At 67.5% G+C, this 14,138-nt stretch carries 9 protein-coding genes; 8 read left to right on the plus strand and 1 reads right to left on the minus strand.

The genetic code is table 11. The annotated features are described in order from the left end of the window. Positions 1–232: 232 nt before the first annotated feature. Entirely contained in the window at positions 233–2,272 is a 2,040-nt protein-coding gene (locus LXT23_RS37460) for a HEAT repeat domain-containing protein (RefSeq protein WP_267146735.1), read from the minus strand. A 783-nt stretch (positions 2,273–3,055) separates the two neighbouring features. Here LXT23_RS37460 and LXT23_RS37470 point away from each other — a divergent pair. The 8 genes from LXT23_RS37470 (at position 3,056) to LXT23_RS37505 (ending at position 14,101) form a co-directional block, all read left to right on the plus strand. Further along, positions 3,056–3,409 (plus strand): hypothetical protein, encoded by a 354-nt coding sequence (locus LXT23_RS37470; RefSeq protein ID WP_253985225.1) that lies wholly within the window; start codon positions 3,056–3,058, stop codon positions 3,407–3,409. Between the two features lie 582 nt (positions 3,410–3,991). Continuing rightward, on the plus strand, positions 3,992–9,970 hold the full coding sequence (locus tag LXT23_RS37475) for an RHS repeat-associated core domain-containing protein (protein WP_253985226.1): 5,979 nt from the start codon (positions 3,992–3,994) through the stop codon (positions 9,968–9,970). Positions 9,971–9,975: 5 nt separating this feature from the next. Further along, the gene (locus LXT23_RS37480; protein WP_253985227.1) at positions 9,976–10,254 is read left to right on the plus strand and encodes a DUF6959 family protein; all 279 of its coding nucleotides are present in this window, start codon (positions 9,976–9,978) and stop codon (positions 10,252–10,254) included. A 129-nt stretch (positions 10,255–10,383) separates the two neighbouring features. Beyond that, positions 10,384–10,806, plus strand: a complete 423-nt coding sequence (locus LXT23_RS37485; RefSeq protein ID WP_253985228.1) for a hypothetical protein — start codon at positions 10,384–10,386, stop codon at positions 10,804–10,806. A gap of 161 nt (positions 10,807–10,967) precedes the next feature. Further along, positions 10,968–12,206, plus strand: a complete 1,239-nt coding sequence (locus LXT23_RS37490; RefSeq protein ID WP_253985229.1) for an AAA family ATPase — start codon at positions 10,968–10,970, stop codon at positions 12,204–12,206. Between the two features lie 192 nt (positions 12,207–12,398). Further along, positions 12,399–13,226 carry an alpha/beta fold hydrolase gene (locus tag LXT23_RS37495; RefSeq protein ID WP_253985230.1) on the plus strand — a complete coding sequence of 276 codons (828 nt, stop codon included), beginning with the start codon at positions 12,399–12,401 and terminating at the stop codon, positions 13,224–13,226. Between the two features lie 121 nt (positions 13,227–13,347). Next, positions 13,348–13,683 (plus strand): hypothetical protein, encoded by a 336-nt coding sequence (locus LXT23_RS37500; protein ID WP_253985231.1) that lies wholly within the window; start codon positions 13,348–13,350, stop codon positions 13,681–13,683. Positions 13,684–13,816: 133 nt separating this feature from the next. After that, a complete protein-coding gene (locus LXT23_RS37505; protein ID WP_253985232.1) occupies positions 13,817–14,101 on the plus strand; it encodes a DUF427 domain-containing protein in 285 nt (94 codons plus the stop codon). Positions 14,102–14,138 lie beyond the last annotated feature (37 nt).

Consider the following 14,138-nt stretch of genomic DNA (forward strand, 5'->3'; position numbering starts at 1 on the left):
GGGCGCGCCCAGAGGTACGAGGCACGACTGCCCGGGACCACGTTCCAGAGGGCAGCCCCACGTCTGGTGGACAAATGAAGCGCGCTGGCTGCTCAGCAGTGGATGAAGCGGCGCGCCGCGTGAGCGCGGGCACATGCCGTGCCAGTGGCCTCGTGCGTGCCCGAAGGTCCGCTCAGGGAAATGCTGTTACGGATGCAACGAAGGTGATGGACCTTGGGCCAGGAGCGGCGCCTCACTGCCCCTGGCGGAGCATGTTCAGTCGCTGCTTCGCGGCGCGGCTCTGCGGGTCGAAGCGCAGCGCTTCCTCCAGGCGCTCCCTGCCACGCGGGGCCTGTCCCTGGACGATGTACAGGTCAGCGAGCCGCACGAGGGCATCGGGGTTGTAGGGCTGGAGGTCCAGCGCGCGCTCGAGCTCGCGAGTCGCGGTGGCCAGGTCCTTCCGGCGGATGGCGAGCTGGCCGAGCATGAGGTGCGGCTGCACGAGCCCGGAGGTCTCGGGCCCGGAGGCCAGGGCCTCCAGCGTGGAGGTGCCACGCGCGTCGCCCAGGCCCGCGAGCGTCAGGGCAGCGGCCTGCCGCACCCACATCGAGCCGTCCGAGAGCAGCGGCACCAGGTCCTCCACGGCTTCGCGGGCGCCCGCGACGTCCAGGCCCTCGACGAGGTTCGTGCGCAGCGTGCTGTCCTTGGCGGACTTCAGTGCCGCGCGCAGGGCGGGCACGGCCTCGCGCTTGAAGCGGCGGGCGAGCAGCTTCGCGGCGGCGCCGCGCAGGGACGGCGCCTCGGTGGTGTCCGCGAGCACGGCCTCCAGCGCGGGGCGGCTGGTGGTGGCCGTCTTGTCATCGAAGGCATCGGCGAGGCGCAGGCGGCGCTGCTGGCGCACGGCGGCCTGGGGCCACCACTTCGTCAGGGCCTGGGCCATGGACTCGGGGGTGGCCTTGGCGTGACAGGTGTTGCAGGCATTGGGGATGCCGTGGCGCGAGGTGTTCTCCGGCGCGGGGACGTCGAGTGCATGGTCCGCGAACGTGTCGAGGACGCCGGTGACGACGGGCGGCATGTGGCAGGCGAGGCAGTCCTGGGCCTTGGTCGCGGTGTGGTGGGTGTGACGCTGGCCCTGGGCGAAGACGTCCTCGTGGCACTGCTGGCAGGTGGCGGAGTTGGCGGTGACGTGCTGCGTGGGCTTCTCCGGCTTCTGGACTTCGTTGGGCGCGTGCGGGGCGTGGGGCGCGGTGTGGCAGGTGAGGCAGGTGGCGCCGCCCTGGGTGTGGCAGCGGGACTGGAGGAGGGCCTGGTACTCGAAGCTGGAGGTGCTGGGGCGGCCGTCGGTGAAGTAGTCGCCGGAGCGCTCGTTGCCGACGAAGAGGACGACGGGCTGGTAGTGGTCGTCGTAGCGCTGGCCGGGCTGGAAGTGGTGGGCGGCGTCGAGGATGGGGAACAGGGGGCGGCGAGGACCGTGGCACTGCGCGCACACGGCGAGGCCGAGCTCCGGAGACAGCTCCGCGGGCTGGACGATGTCCTTCGGGTCCTGCGTGTCGGCGTGGCGGGCGCCCGGGCCGTGGCAGCTCTCGCAGGCGACGCCGGCGTCGGCGAACTTCGTGGTCCAGGTGTGATCGGCGCGGTCATAGCGCGCGTCGAGCCCGGTGACGTGGCAGTCCAGGCACGCGTGCTGGGCGCTGCGGCGGAAGTTGGTCCAGAAGAAGGGGTGCTCCGGGGTGAGGGCGCCCTGCTTGGCCTCGGAGTAGTCCACCCACTCGCCCTTGCCGGTGACGTGGAAGTAGACGGGCAGGACCTGCCAGCGGCCGTCGGGGAGGATGGTGACGGGGTCCTGCATGCGCTTGCCGCCGACGACCCACTGGACGGGGAACTCGGCGAGCTGGCCGTCCGCGCCCTTGGTGCGCATGTGGTGGTGCTCACCGTCGCGGCGCATCCATGCCTCGCTGGAGTCGCCCTTGAAGTGCGTCTTGCGGAAGTCGCCGACGACGAACTTCGGCGTGGCGGGGGACAGCGCGCGGGAGTGCCAGTCCTTCCCCCACGCGGTGTGCTCGTCCTCGTGGCACTCCCCGCAGACGGCGGAGCCGGCGTAGGCGCCCGCGGTGGGGTGGGCGGCGGCCTTCACGGGAGGAGGGCTCGTGGTGGCGACCACGGTGGGGACGCTGGGAGTGGGCGTGGGCGGCACGGGCGCCGGAGAACGGCGCAGGGCGAGGGTGGTTCCCGCAACCGCGCCAACGACGGCAAGGGCGGCGAGGACGAGCAGGGCGGAGCGGGGCGAGCGCATGTAGTTGTAACTTGGATACTGCCCTGGGGCTTCATGGGAGACAAGCGAAGGGCCCGGAGACTCACGGGGAGCGTGGCTCCATCGTTGGTTCAACCGCGTCCACGTTCGAGAACGGTGAGGTCTCCCAAGCCGGATGGTGTCTCCAGGCATCGAGGCATCCCGGGCGCCTGGCTCAGGCACGTTTCACGCGTGGTCGGCCCCTTGCACTGGAACACCTCTGTTCTCCCAGGACTTCCGTGTGGGGCCTCCTCGGACTGCTGGAGTCGTCGCTCGACGAGGTGCTCATTCATGGATCGACTGCTTGCCGTAACGCTCTGCCTCGCGATGCTTTCCGCCGGACTCCTGCCCCGAACGGCGGATGCCAGGTGTACCGACGGAACCATTCATAAAGTCACGATGCCCAATGGCTGTGTGAGCAAGACAATCTGCAATGGCGGTGAGTGGGAGGACCTCGGCTGTAGCGGCACCGTGAGCTGCACCGGCTGCGGTGGTCGCACGGGAACCCGGGTCTGCTCGGATTCATGCGGGGTAGCTGCCTGCAATGTCGGCCCCGAGGTGTGCAACAACTGCGACGACAACGGCGACGGTGCCATCGACAATGCCGTGAACACCTCGAACAACTACTCGTTGGCCGAGCTGTGCAACCCCAACAGTTGCAGTCAGGGGGGCAGCAGGACCTGTACGGCTTCTGGGTGAAGCGCGTGTTCGGGATGTGGTGGCGTGGCTTCATGTTCGGGCTGTGAGGGCCGGAAGGGGACCCGGACGTGCTCCGCGACCTGCGCCGTGAGTGCCTGCGCCGTTGGGGCCGAGAAGTGCAACAACTGCGACGACAACGGAGACGGCTGGGTCGACAACGCGATGGGCAGCACCCAGAACTTCTCCTATACCGAGGCCTGTAATCCCAACGCCTGCAGCCAGGGCGGCCGGATCTGCATCAACGGGACGCCCTCCGCGTGCACGGGATGTGGAGGGACGGCCTCCTGCACCACGGCCTGCGGCGTCTCGGCGAGTCGAGCCTGCGATGCCGCGTGTGGCGTAGCGAGTTCCTGCACCACGGCTGAGTCCTGCAACAACTGTGATGACGACACGGATGGCACCGTGGACGAGGGCCTCTCCTGTCAGCCGTGCAGCCTGTAGCTGCGTTCTGTCACTCACCTCCGAACTTCTGAGCCTTCCTCCATGAAGACCTTCCTCCCATGGGGCCGCGAGTCGCGGCGCCCGCGAGCGTGGCTGCATGTGCCATGCGCCATTTCTTTCCTCCTGCTGAATGCCTGCGAAGTTCCTCCGGAACAGGAACCTGGGGACGCACCCGCACCGGTACGGGTCCTGACCGAGCATCGGCCTGTCGCCTCGCCTGCCGCGCCAGACAAGCAGGTGGGAGAGGACTGCACGGTGCACGGCCATACCGAGTGCGTGTCGGGGCTGTGTCTGCACGCCGTGCCCGCGCGGGGTCGGGGCTACTTCTGCAGCCAGTCCTGCCACGACTCCTCGAACTGTCCCCGAGACTGGCGCTGCACGCGCATCCTGGCGGGGGGCTCCGGCCCGGGCGTGTGCCAGCCGCCCACCGGCTGGGCGTCGGCACCAGCTGGGCCCGAGGCAGGTGTGGGCCCCCGACGACCCGCCTCCCACTGAACTTCCATTCCTCGTCGTCCCAAGCCTTCAGGAACTCATATGCGTCGCTGGAACCTCATGCTCATGCGGAAGAAGTCGTCGAGACGAATGGCGGTCGCAGCGGGTGTCGTCGTGGTCTGTGCCGGGCTGGCCGTGGCCTGGGCCGAGGAAACGTCCTCGCCTTCGACGGATACTGCGGCCCTGGTGGCCCAGTCCGCCTTGACGCCCCATCCGCCGCTCGGCGGCCCCAAGGACTTCGGAGCCTCGGGGGAGCCAGCGCCTCTGGGCAGCCTCAAGCCGATGCACTCGGCCGTGGACGTCACGCTCCGGGACAGCCTGGGAGGGTTCTCCCTGGTGCGCTACTACTCGGCCACCTCGAGCACGTGGCGGCCGAAGACGGCTGCTCCGGGAGCGTCGTGGGTGCAGTGGATGGACGCGGAGCCCTTCGGGCAGAGCCGGGGCAGCCTTCCCGACCAGCCCAAGGACCGCGCCCTCAACTGGTGGCACAACCTCCACAGCTTCGTGCACCTGCGCCTGCCCGAGTGCGACCCCAACGACACGGAGTGCAACGACGAGCTCACGGACTACGTCGTGAGGGACACCTCGGGCGTGGTCAAGCGCTTCAAGCACTGCGTGCTCAGCCTGCCGGACCGACCCACGTGCTTCTCCTACAAGTCGGATGAGGAGCAGGTCCGGCTGGAGCGCGACTTCACCGGCTTCACGCTGCACACGCCGGAGGGGCGCTATCACTACCGAGACGCCCGGGGCACGGACGCGTGGTTCCTCAGCTCCATCGAGGACGTTCAACAGCCGGGCACTTGCAACGAGCCATATGTGGAGTGGTGTCGGCGCACGCGGCTCACCGTGTCCTATGGCCATCCGGAGGCCTGTCAGGGCGGCAACCTGGATGCGGGGCTGCCATTCGTGACCGAGGCCACGACGGCCAATGGCACGAAGCTGCGGTTCCAGTACGTGGCGCTGCTCTCGCGCTCCGCGAGTCCATCCGGGATGGAGTGCGTCCTCGACTCCGTGAAGGTCCGGAGCCCGACGGGCCAGGAATCCACCGCGGTGCAGTACACGTACGCGGAACATGCGGGGACCCAGGTGGCGGGGCTGCTGGCCTCGGCCTGGTGGCCGGAAAGCGGAGAGCGGGCCACGTATGCGTATAGCCACGAGGGGCAGCCTGCCTGGGTGGTGCACAAGAACGGCAGGCTGGTGAGCCGGAAGCTCCTGGGGCTGGATGACAGGCAGGAAGTCTATCTGACCCGGGATGAGGGCCCTGACCGGACCTATGTCGTCACCGCCGAGAACAACACCCGCAATCCCGAACTGCAGCCCATCTGCTACCCCGGCAGGTTCGGGGCTCCAGGGCTGTCCAACGACAACTGCAAGCCCACGCAGTCGCAGTATTTCGATGACTGGAATGCCGGGAGTGGAGGGGCCGTCGGTGGCTCCACCCACCTGAAGCGGGAGTTCGTGCTGAGGAACGTGCGGGAGCACGGCCCGATGCTGATGACGTCGAAGGAGACGTGCGACCCGACCCAGGGAAGCTGCCTGGGCATGCCCGCCGTGGTGGAACGCCAGTGGACCATTGGTACGAAGGCCGCGGGCACCTACGGCACGGCCTACGTCCCCAAGGGGGCGCAGGATGCCAATGGAAACTGGACGGCCTATGTGCACGAGCTGTCCAACGACGTGCCGTACTCGCTGGGCCTCCCCCCGCCGGAATTGACCGCGGTGCATGGGGGCGCCACCGACGAGGTGGGAAGCAATGCCCTGCGCAGCCAGTACTACAGCTACGAGTACGGTCCCGCGTACACACAGCAGGTCAAGAGTACCCGTGAGAAGTCCCTGCTGGCCTCCGGCTCGGAAACTCCCAACGAACGCACGACCACGTACCACTACGAACCGTCAACGAACCGCCTCAGGGCCACCATCAACAGCGGATACACCCATGAGTTCGTGGCCGGGAAGTGGGAACAGTCCTGGCAGTGGGCCTTCCGGTCCGTGGGCACCTTCTATCTGACGCACCGTACCTGTGGGCCGGGGGCAGGAGTGCCGGACACGCTCGGACGCACACTCGAAGTTCATGGGCCGTGTCTGGTCACCAACGAGAATGCGAGTGACTGCAGCGGCCAGGGCAGCCTCCCCATCACCCAGTACGAGTACTACCCACTGGAGGCTCCGGGCAACAACGCCAATCGGCTCAAGCGGAAGACTGTCTTCACGGGTGGCAAGTCGCTCAGTTGCGAGGGCACGCCAGGCCTGACGACGGAATATCTCGAGTACGACGCTCGCGGTCACGTGACGCGCAGCAGGGACGCCAATGGGGTGGAGACCACCTTCGCGTACGCCGGAGACCGACTGGTTTCCCGGACGACGGGAGATGCGACGCACTCGCAGACGACCGTGTATGGGTACGACACGGGGGAGGCGGGGGCTCAGCACAGCGACTACATCCGGCATCCAGACGGCCATTACGAGGTGCTGTGCTACCGGACCGGAACTCCCGGGCTCGCATGTGCGGGTGGCACCGTCACGGACAAGCTGCAGTGGAAGGCCCACTCCGCCTACCCCGACGGGCGCACGTGGACGGAGAAGGTGGTCTACGCCTACAGCCACGGTGCGCTCGCGAGCGAGAGCATTCTAGATGCGGCAGGCCAGGTCCGTCGCAAGCGTCGTTATGAGGTGGACCCCCTGGGCCGCACCACGTTCGAGGCCTGGGGACATGGGACGGGCAGCTTCGCCGCCACGGCGCGTTTCGACGCCGAAGGAAATCGGAAGGGGCAGGGACTGCCCTACAACACCGCTCCCGGTGCGAGCCTGCCTCCGGACTTCTGTGGTGGACCCGGGCCCTACAACCGGTCGCAGTCGCTGCTGTGCAACGAGTTCGTGTACGACCGACTCAACCGGCTGCTGGGCATGGTGGAGTTTCCGGCGGGTGGGGATGACGCTGCACGCATGTGCGTGGCCTACGACGCGCATGGAAATGTAGCGAACGTGAAGACGGGCTGCCCCGACAGTCCCCTCATCGGAGATTGCAGCGCCTGCACCCAGCCCGCGGTGAGCTTCCAGCACGACGACTTCGGCAACCTCATCTGGGTGACAGCCCCGTGGATGGACGATGGCGTGGGCGGCCCTGGCACGTCTCGCTACGAGTACGACGCGCAGGGCAACCTCACGCGCAAGCAGACGCCCGGCATGGGAGCGCAGCACGTGGAGTACACGTACGACAGCCTGGGCCGGATGCGCCGGGCCCTGTCGCGGCCAGCCGATGGGGGCAGCGAGCTTCTCTATTCGTTCGAGTATGACGGCACCTACCCGCAGCCCCCGACGGGCTGTCCGACGCCGCAGCAGGCTCGGACGCTGGGCCGGGTGCGACTGCGGAGCGACTCGTTCGGCGATACGTGGTTCACCTATGACGCGCTGGGGAACGTGACAGCTGCCTGGCGGAGCCGCGCGCAGAGCGGTGCCGCTGCCGGCAGCACCCCGTGCAGCGAGTCCTCCACGAACGACACACCCAACAGCCGGTACTCGTACTCTCGGGATGGGAGGCTGCTGAGTGAGACGTACCCGCATGGCCGCACCGTGCGGTACACGTACTACCCGGAAGGGAGTGGCCAGCCCTACCGGGTGCAGGCCGTCTCCGTGGATACGTGGGAGGGCTCGTCTGTCACGCCCACCACGCGCACGCTCATCCGCAACGTGCGCTGGGAGCCGTTTGGCGGGATGCGTGATTACGAGCTGGTGGCGCCGCTCGCGGCGGCTGGCAGCCAGCTCGCGAGCGTTGAGTACCTGCCGGGTGCGGCGGACACGTCCTCCGTCGTCCACTGTGGTGCGGCCGCGAGGCCGTCGGGCGACGACGGGACGGGGCGGTTGAGGGGACTGTGGGTGTCCGGCGTGGGCATGGGTACGGCGGAGGGCGGCCGCACGGGCGACCTCTTCCGGCGCCTGTACCGGTGGAAGGCAGACCAGCTCGTGGAGGAGAGCACCTGCCTGCTGCAGAACCGCGAGTTCGGCGGAGCCGCGGGGCCTGGAGCGCCGAGTACCGCGCGGTACCAGGCGCCAGATGGGAGCAACGGGTACGACGGGCGACTGCAGCTCCGGCATGCGACGCGGCCTGCAGGCCAGGCTGCTGCGAAGGGAGGAAGCTGGGGCCAGCGGCAGTACACCTATGACAGGCGTGGCAACCGTCTGACAGACCTGCAGGACTGCTGGAACTTCAAGAGCACCTACGGGACAGGGAGCGCGGTGGACAGGCTCCACCATCGGGGGTGGTCCTCCACGGCTTGCTCCAGCCCGGGGCAGCTGTCCTGCCCTGCGCAAGGCCCACGCTTCGGCTACAGCTACACGTACGACAGGGATGGGCGCATCACCGGAAAGTCCTGGCACTGGAGTGCCACCGACACGAGCCAGGTCGCCCATCGCCTGACGTTCGATGCGAGTGTCGATGGGGAGCATGCGGCGGTGGGCGCTGTGTATCGCGCGGTCTCGGCGCAGGGGAGCCTGCCGTACGAGTACTTCTATGACGCCAACGGGCGGCGTCGTCTCAAGCGCTACCCCACGGGGGCGGAGGACGAGTTCTTCTACGACGGGGACAAGTTGCTCGAGGACCGTGGAGTCTCAACGGTGGAGACCGGCACGCCCGACAGCCATCCCATCGATGAGTACGTGTGGCTGGATGGAAGGCCCGTGGCCTTCATCAAGTCCCGGTTCGATGCGAACTGGCAGCGCCAGCCGGACCTGCAGGGCGACTGCACGCGCAATGGCGAGGCGGCGCCCTGTGGCGTGTACTTCGTGGTGACGGACTATTTGAAGAAGCCCGTGCTGGTGCTGGACAGCTACCGGAGGGTGGCGGGCACTGCGGACTATGAGCCGTTCGGCCACGTCAACCGGGTGACGTACCTGGGCGATACGGGGGCGAGCTACGGGCCGAACAGCAACAAGGTCCTGGGCTACTTCAATCAGCCTCCGACCAACGGTACGACGGTGCGCCTGCGCGCCCAGTTCCACCTGGTGGATACCGAGAGCACCGCCTTCGACTACGCCTACCTGTCCACGGATGCAGACGCTCGCCTGGGCGAGCTGATTGGAGGCGAGGACCTGGGCCCGACGTGGAGTGGCTGGGTGCAGGTTCCGCAGAACGGGCGCGTCCACGCGCGCTTCCGTTCGGATGGGATCAACTGTAGTCCGAGTGGCCCTGCGGGCTGCAGCGCCAGTGGCTTCTATGACGGAGCGGTGCTTCAGGGCTACGAGTACCAGCGCTTCCAGTCCGGTGCTTCACCTGTGTGGACTCCGCTGCGCTTCCCGGGGCAGTACCACGATGTCGAGACGGACCTCTTTGAGAACTGGAATAGGTTCTATGATCCGAGCCTTGGGCGGTACTTAGGACCAGAACCAATGTACTCTACGGCGAGTTGGGTTGTGTCGCATATGGCTGCCGGGAACGCGCAACCAACTTACGCGTACGCTCTGAATGGTCCTGTTGCACGTGTTGATCCGGATGGCAATGAGGCGCTGGCTGCTCATGGGCTTGGTGCTTGCCTCGTCACGGCTCCATGCGCTGGTGCACTTGCGCTGTATAGTCCTTTCGTATTCGTGGCTGCTGCTGCCGGATTGGTGATGAATACAAATGCACCAGGCTATGCAGACGACGGCCCAGGGTGGGCGCGACGCTATAACCCCCATGCGCATTTGAACGAAAAGAAGGACGATGAGCCAGCGAAGCCCAAAGTCGAGCCTGGCGAAACAACTCCCGTTGCTGGAGGTGGAGCCAATGTCGACAGTGTTCCTGAGGGGGCCAGGGATTCGATACAGAGCTTCTCTGATCGGAGGGGGGTGCGAGTGACTCTGGTTGGATCCCGAGCCAAAGGAACTGCTGGTCCAGATTCAGACTGGGACTATGTGGTTGAGGGAAACAGCCGAGATCGTCAAAAGGCACGAAGCGAGTTGCCAAGGGGGCGTGCGGGTGGTGAAATTGGGCCCCGTGGCGAAACTGGAATAGACGTGTTCAACGGCAACAAGGAAGCAGTTGATACTAGCCGCCCATATATTCAGTTCAGGCCGAAGAACCCAAAGAACAGGTAGGCAAAATGAGTGGCGAGCAGGCCGAGCTTCTTGCGAAGGATGTAAATGCGGCGGTGGTTCGGGTGCCGGGCCGTCGATACCCAGGTGTTGTTGTGCAGGCAGATTCGCTCAAAATCATCATCGATGCTGCGGAGAGCGTGCTCGACTGCCTTCAGCACTCATCAGAATCTGAACGTCTTGACGAAGCTCGAGAAGAATTGAACTCCATGCTTTCCACGCTCCGTGGATATCGGGCCGTATTCGAACGAGTCATGAAGGAGCGTGGAGAGTCACTTCCTTATTGAAGTGGCGATTACTTCGAGGAAGAGATTGGAGTGGGTATGCGAGTTGCTGCGGGCGGTTCTGGTTCGGAGGTCGTTTTTGTTGGTTGAGGAAGTTGCCCGCTTCTGGCTGCGGATATGGGGGCTGTGGACGTGTTTGAGCCGGTTTTGCTGGTGAGTGGGTATCATGATGGTCCCGTGGCAGGGGTGGCGAGATATGCGGGACGGGCAGTCGTTTTTGATTTTTTGTTCGATGATGAGGGGGATCGTTATTCGGATCGTTGTGTTTTGAGGTTTGTGTCCGATGGGTATGTGCGTCTGGGTTTGGAGCGCCGTGAGCAATTCAAGCAGTGGTGGGCGGTGCATGGCCGGAAGTGGCCTGCGGCTGCGGCCATGTCCCGCTGGGAGGCAGAGCCTGATACGCAAAGACTCAATGCCGCGATGAAGGCCTGTTTGGATGAAGCGCCGGCCGAAGAGGTTCGTGTGAGGGCCGTTGTTCGTCGAAGGCCAGGTCAGTCTGCGCAGCAAGGCGGCATCAATGGGGAGTACGAGATATCCTGGGGCGAGGCCTGGTGATGCTGCCTCCGAGTGTCGTTGTGAAATCAGGGCCCTGCCAATGATGGGCCTCCCCATTCAGTCACTGGCGAAACATTGAAGACGGCCAGGAACGCCGTGGAGCCCCCAGGTGGACCCCCTGGGTTGACGCTGGTGCACCCCGGGCGCCAGTCTCACGGTCGATGCTCAAGCTCCAGTGGCTCCAGGTCCACCAGTTCCGCTCCGTGAGACCCGGGACGCGGCTGACGTTCAGTCCGTCGTTCAACGTGCTGCTCGGCCAGAACGGCACCGGCAAGACGACGCTGCTGGACCTCGTCGCCGCCGTCGCCAGCTCCGACTTCACGCCCCTCCAGCGGGAGCCGTTCGACCTCGAGTACGACCTGGCCGCGGACACCGGCCGCATCACCGTGCGCGTGCGCAACCCCCCCGAGGCCCCCGACGGCTCCGGCCTGTCCATGGACATCGTCGTCGCCCCGCGAGACATGGCCTGGCCGCTCGTCATCCGCCGCGAGGGCCAGCAGGTGACGGTCTCCCGCCAGGACGACACCTCCGACGTCGTCCACGAGCGCATCGCCCCGGAGGTCGGCGGCCGGCTCTGGCTCGTCCTCATGTCCGGCGGCATCGCCTGGGTGGAGAAGACCGGCGAGGGCACCGCCGCCGTCGAGCCCCTGCTCGCCATGGCCCGCGAGGTCTCCGCCCAGGCCGGCCTCGGCCGCTTCGACGAGGGGCTCGCCCACTTCGAGCGGCTCTACCAGGTGGACCTGCGGCTCTCCCGCCGCGCCGAGGGCGTCCTCGCAACCGGCACCGGCCTCGCCTCGGAGGACCTGCTCGACGGGCTGCGCAAGGTCGCCGCCGCGCAGTGGGGCTCTCCCCACTTCGTGCTCCCCTCGGAGTGCGTCCCCTTCCTCCACGACGCCACCCGCCTCCTGGGCTTCGCCTCCGCCGAGGCGCTCCTGTTCCCCCTGGAGACGCAGCCCCAGGGCCGGTACGAGACGCTGGCGCTCGGCAACCTGGAGCTGAGCTTCCTCGGCGCGGGCGGGCAGCGCGTCTCCGCGTGGCACCTGGGCTACGGCCAGAAGCGCCTCGTCGCCTTCCTGCACTACCTCGCCCATGCCCGCGCGGTGGTCATCGCCGACGAGCTGGCCCACGCCCTCCACCCCCGCCAGCTCCGCGCCTGCCTCGAGCAGCTCGGCCCCCGGCAGTCCTTCCTCACCAGCCAGAGCCCCCTGCTCGTCGACGGCCTCACCTTCGAGTCGGCCGAGCACGTGCGCTCCACCTTCGTCCTCTGCCGCCGCGAGGACGACACCGGCCTGCTCGTCTGGGAGGACCTCACCCCGGAGGCCGCCGAGGACTTCTTCACCGCGTACCGCGCCGCCCCCCAGCGCGTGGGAGAGCTGCTCCAGGCCCGCGGCCTCTGGTAGCCCGCGACGCGTCCTTGGGGCCCGGGGTAGGCCTGCCTTCCAGCCGCCAGCGCCCCGGACCGGGCTCCCGAGGGCGCACGCCCCATCCGTCCTCGCGCCCGCTCCGTCGCCCGGCTGACGGAGGGCACCACCCTGGATGCCACGCCGCGTCACGGGCTCGGCTAGACTGCGGCCCTGGGGAGGGAACCGCCGATGCCGATGCTGTCCGTGAATGGAACGGAGCTGTACTACGAGGACACGGGAGGCTCCGGGCAGCCTGTCGTCTTCAGCCATGGCCTGCTGTGGAGCACCCGGCTGTATGACCCGCAGGTGGAGGCGCTGCGGGGCCGCTACCGCTGCATCGCCTATGACCACCGGGGCCAGGGCCGCAGCGCGGTGCCGCCGGTGAAGTCCATCGACATGGAGACGCTGTACCTGGACGCGGTGGCGCTGATTGAGAAGCTCGGCGTGGGGCCGTGCCACTTCGTGGGCCTGTCCATGGGAGGCTTCATCGGCATGCGCCTGGCCGCGCGCCGGCCGGACCTGCTGCGCTCGCTGGTGCTGCTGGAGACGTCCTCGGGCCCCGAGCCGCTGGCCAACGTGCCGCGCTACACGCTGCTCAACCTCATTGCCCGGATGGCTGGCATGCGCCCGGTGGCGGACCCGGTGATGCGCATCATGTTCGGCAAGAGCTTCCTCACCGACCCGAACCGCGCCGAGGAGCGCTCGCTCTGGAAGGCCCGCCTGATGGAGAACCGCCGCGACATCTGGCGCGCCGTCAACGGCGTCATCCAGCGCCAGGCCATCGCGCACGAGCTGCCCAGCATCCGCGTGCCCACGCTCGTCGTGGTGAGCGAGGAGGACGTGGCCACTGTCCCCGCCAAGGCCGAGCGCATCCAGCAGCTCATCCCCGGCTCGCGCCTGGTGCGGCTGCCGCGCGGAGGCCACTCCGTCACCGTCGAGGAGCCCGCCCTCGTCAACGCCACCCTGGGCACCTTCCTCGACGCGCAGGCCAGCCGGCCGACATCTCAGGCCGTGTAGGCCGCGAGCCCGCCGCCCGCAGGAATTCTGCAGGCGGGACGGTGTGTGTTGATGGGCCTGCACGGGCGGCTCTAGCCTCCCGTGGATGACCCTTCCCATCAGCAACCCGTGGCGTGGTGCAGTGGCGGCAATCCTCCTGGGGCTGTCCGCGTGTGGTGGAGCCGACGAGGCCTCCACGGACGAGACGAGGGTGGACGCGCTGGTGTCCTCCGAGTCCCGGCTGACGTGCACCACCTGCGGCACCACGAGCTACAGCACGACCCAGGGCGCCCAGGGATACACGTGCTCCGTGGCCCGCGGCGCCGCCAACGGCTATGTCGACGAGGCCATCCTCTGGGACTGTCCGGCCGGCGCCTGCAACGTGAAGCGCACCTTCGGAACCTGCACGCCGATAGGCCCCAGCCGGACGGACGGCTTCGAGAGCTACGTCAGCGCGACGTACTCCTGCTGCCAGTAGGTGGGCGCGGCGCCTTGCGACCGTGAGGCCACGGGCTGTGAGGCACCTGACGGACGGCGGCGGGGCGTGCTTCCGTGAGTGCACCCCCGCGCCCCCTTCGTTATGCACTCGCGCAGCCGGGAGGAGGAACGAGATGCCTGTGGCGAAGTGGAACGGTGTCGTCATCGCGGAGAGCCCGCGCTGTGAGAAGGTGGAGGGCAACTGGTACTTTCCCGCGGACTCGATTCGCCGCGAGTACTTCCGCCCGAGCGACACCCACTCACTCTGCGTGTGGAAGGGCACGGCGAGCTACTACGACGTCGTCGTCGACGGGCAGGTGAACAAGGACGCGGCCTGGTACTACCCGGAGCCGAAGCCCGCCGCCTCCAACATCGCCGGCCATGTCGCCTTCTGGCGCGGGGTGACGGTGGAGGGCTGAGCCCGCGGGTGCCTCGGTGCCTGCACCTCCGGGACGT

Source organism: Pyxidicoccus xibeiensis (genome assembly GCF_024198175.1).
In the GTDB taxonomy this organism is placed as follows: domain Bacteria; phylum Myxococcota; class Myxococcia; order Myxococcales; family Myxococcaceae; genus Myxococcus; species Myxococcus xibeiensis.

Excerpts from the sequence above, each read along its gene's own strand:
- LXT23_RS37505 (WP_253985232.1), top strand. The coding sequence starts at position 13,817 with ATGCCTGTGGCGAAGTGGAACGGTGTCGTCATCGCGGAGAGCCCGCGC.
- LXT23_RS37460 (WP_267146735.1), bottom strand. The coding sequence starts at position 2,272 with ATGCGCTCGCCCCGCTCCGCCCTGCTCGTCCTCGCCGCCCTTGCCGTC.
- LXT23_RS37490 (WP_253985229.1), top strand. The coding sequence starts at position 10,968 with ATGCTCAAGCTCCAGTGGCTCCAGGTCCACCAGTTCCGCTCCGTGAGA.
- LXT23_RS37480 (WP_253985227.1), top strand. The coding sequence starts at position 9,976 with ATGAGTGGCGAGCAGGCCGAGCTTCTTGCGAAGGATGTAAATGCGGCG.
- LXT23_RS37495 (WP_253985230.1), top strand. The coding sequence starts at position 12,399 with ATGCCGATGCTGTCCGTGAATGGAACGGAGCTGTACTACGAGGACACG.
- LXT23_RS37475 (WP_253985226.1), top strand. The coding sequence starts at position 3,992 with ATGGCGGTCGCAGCGGGTGTCGTCGTGGTCTGTGCCGGGCTGGCCGTG.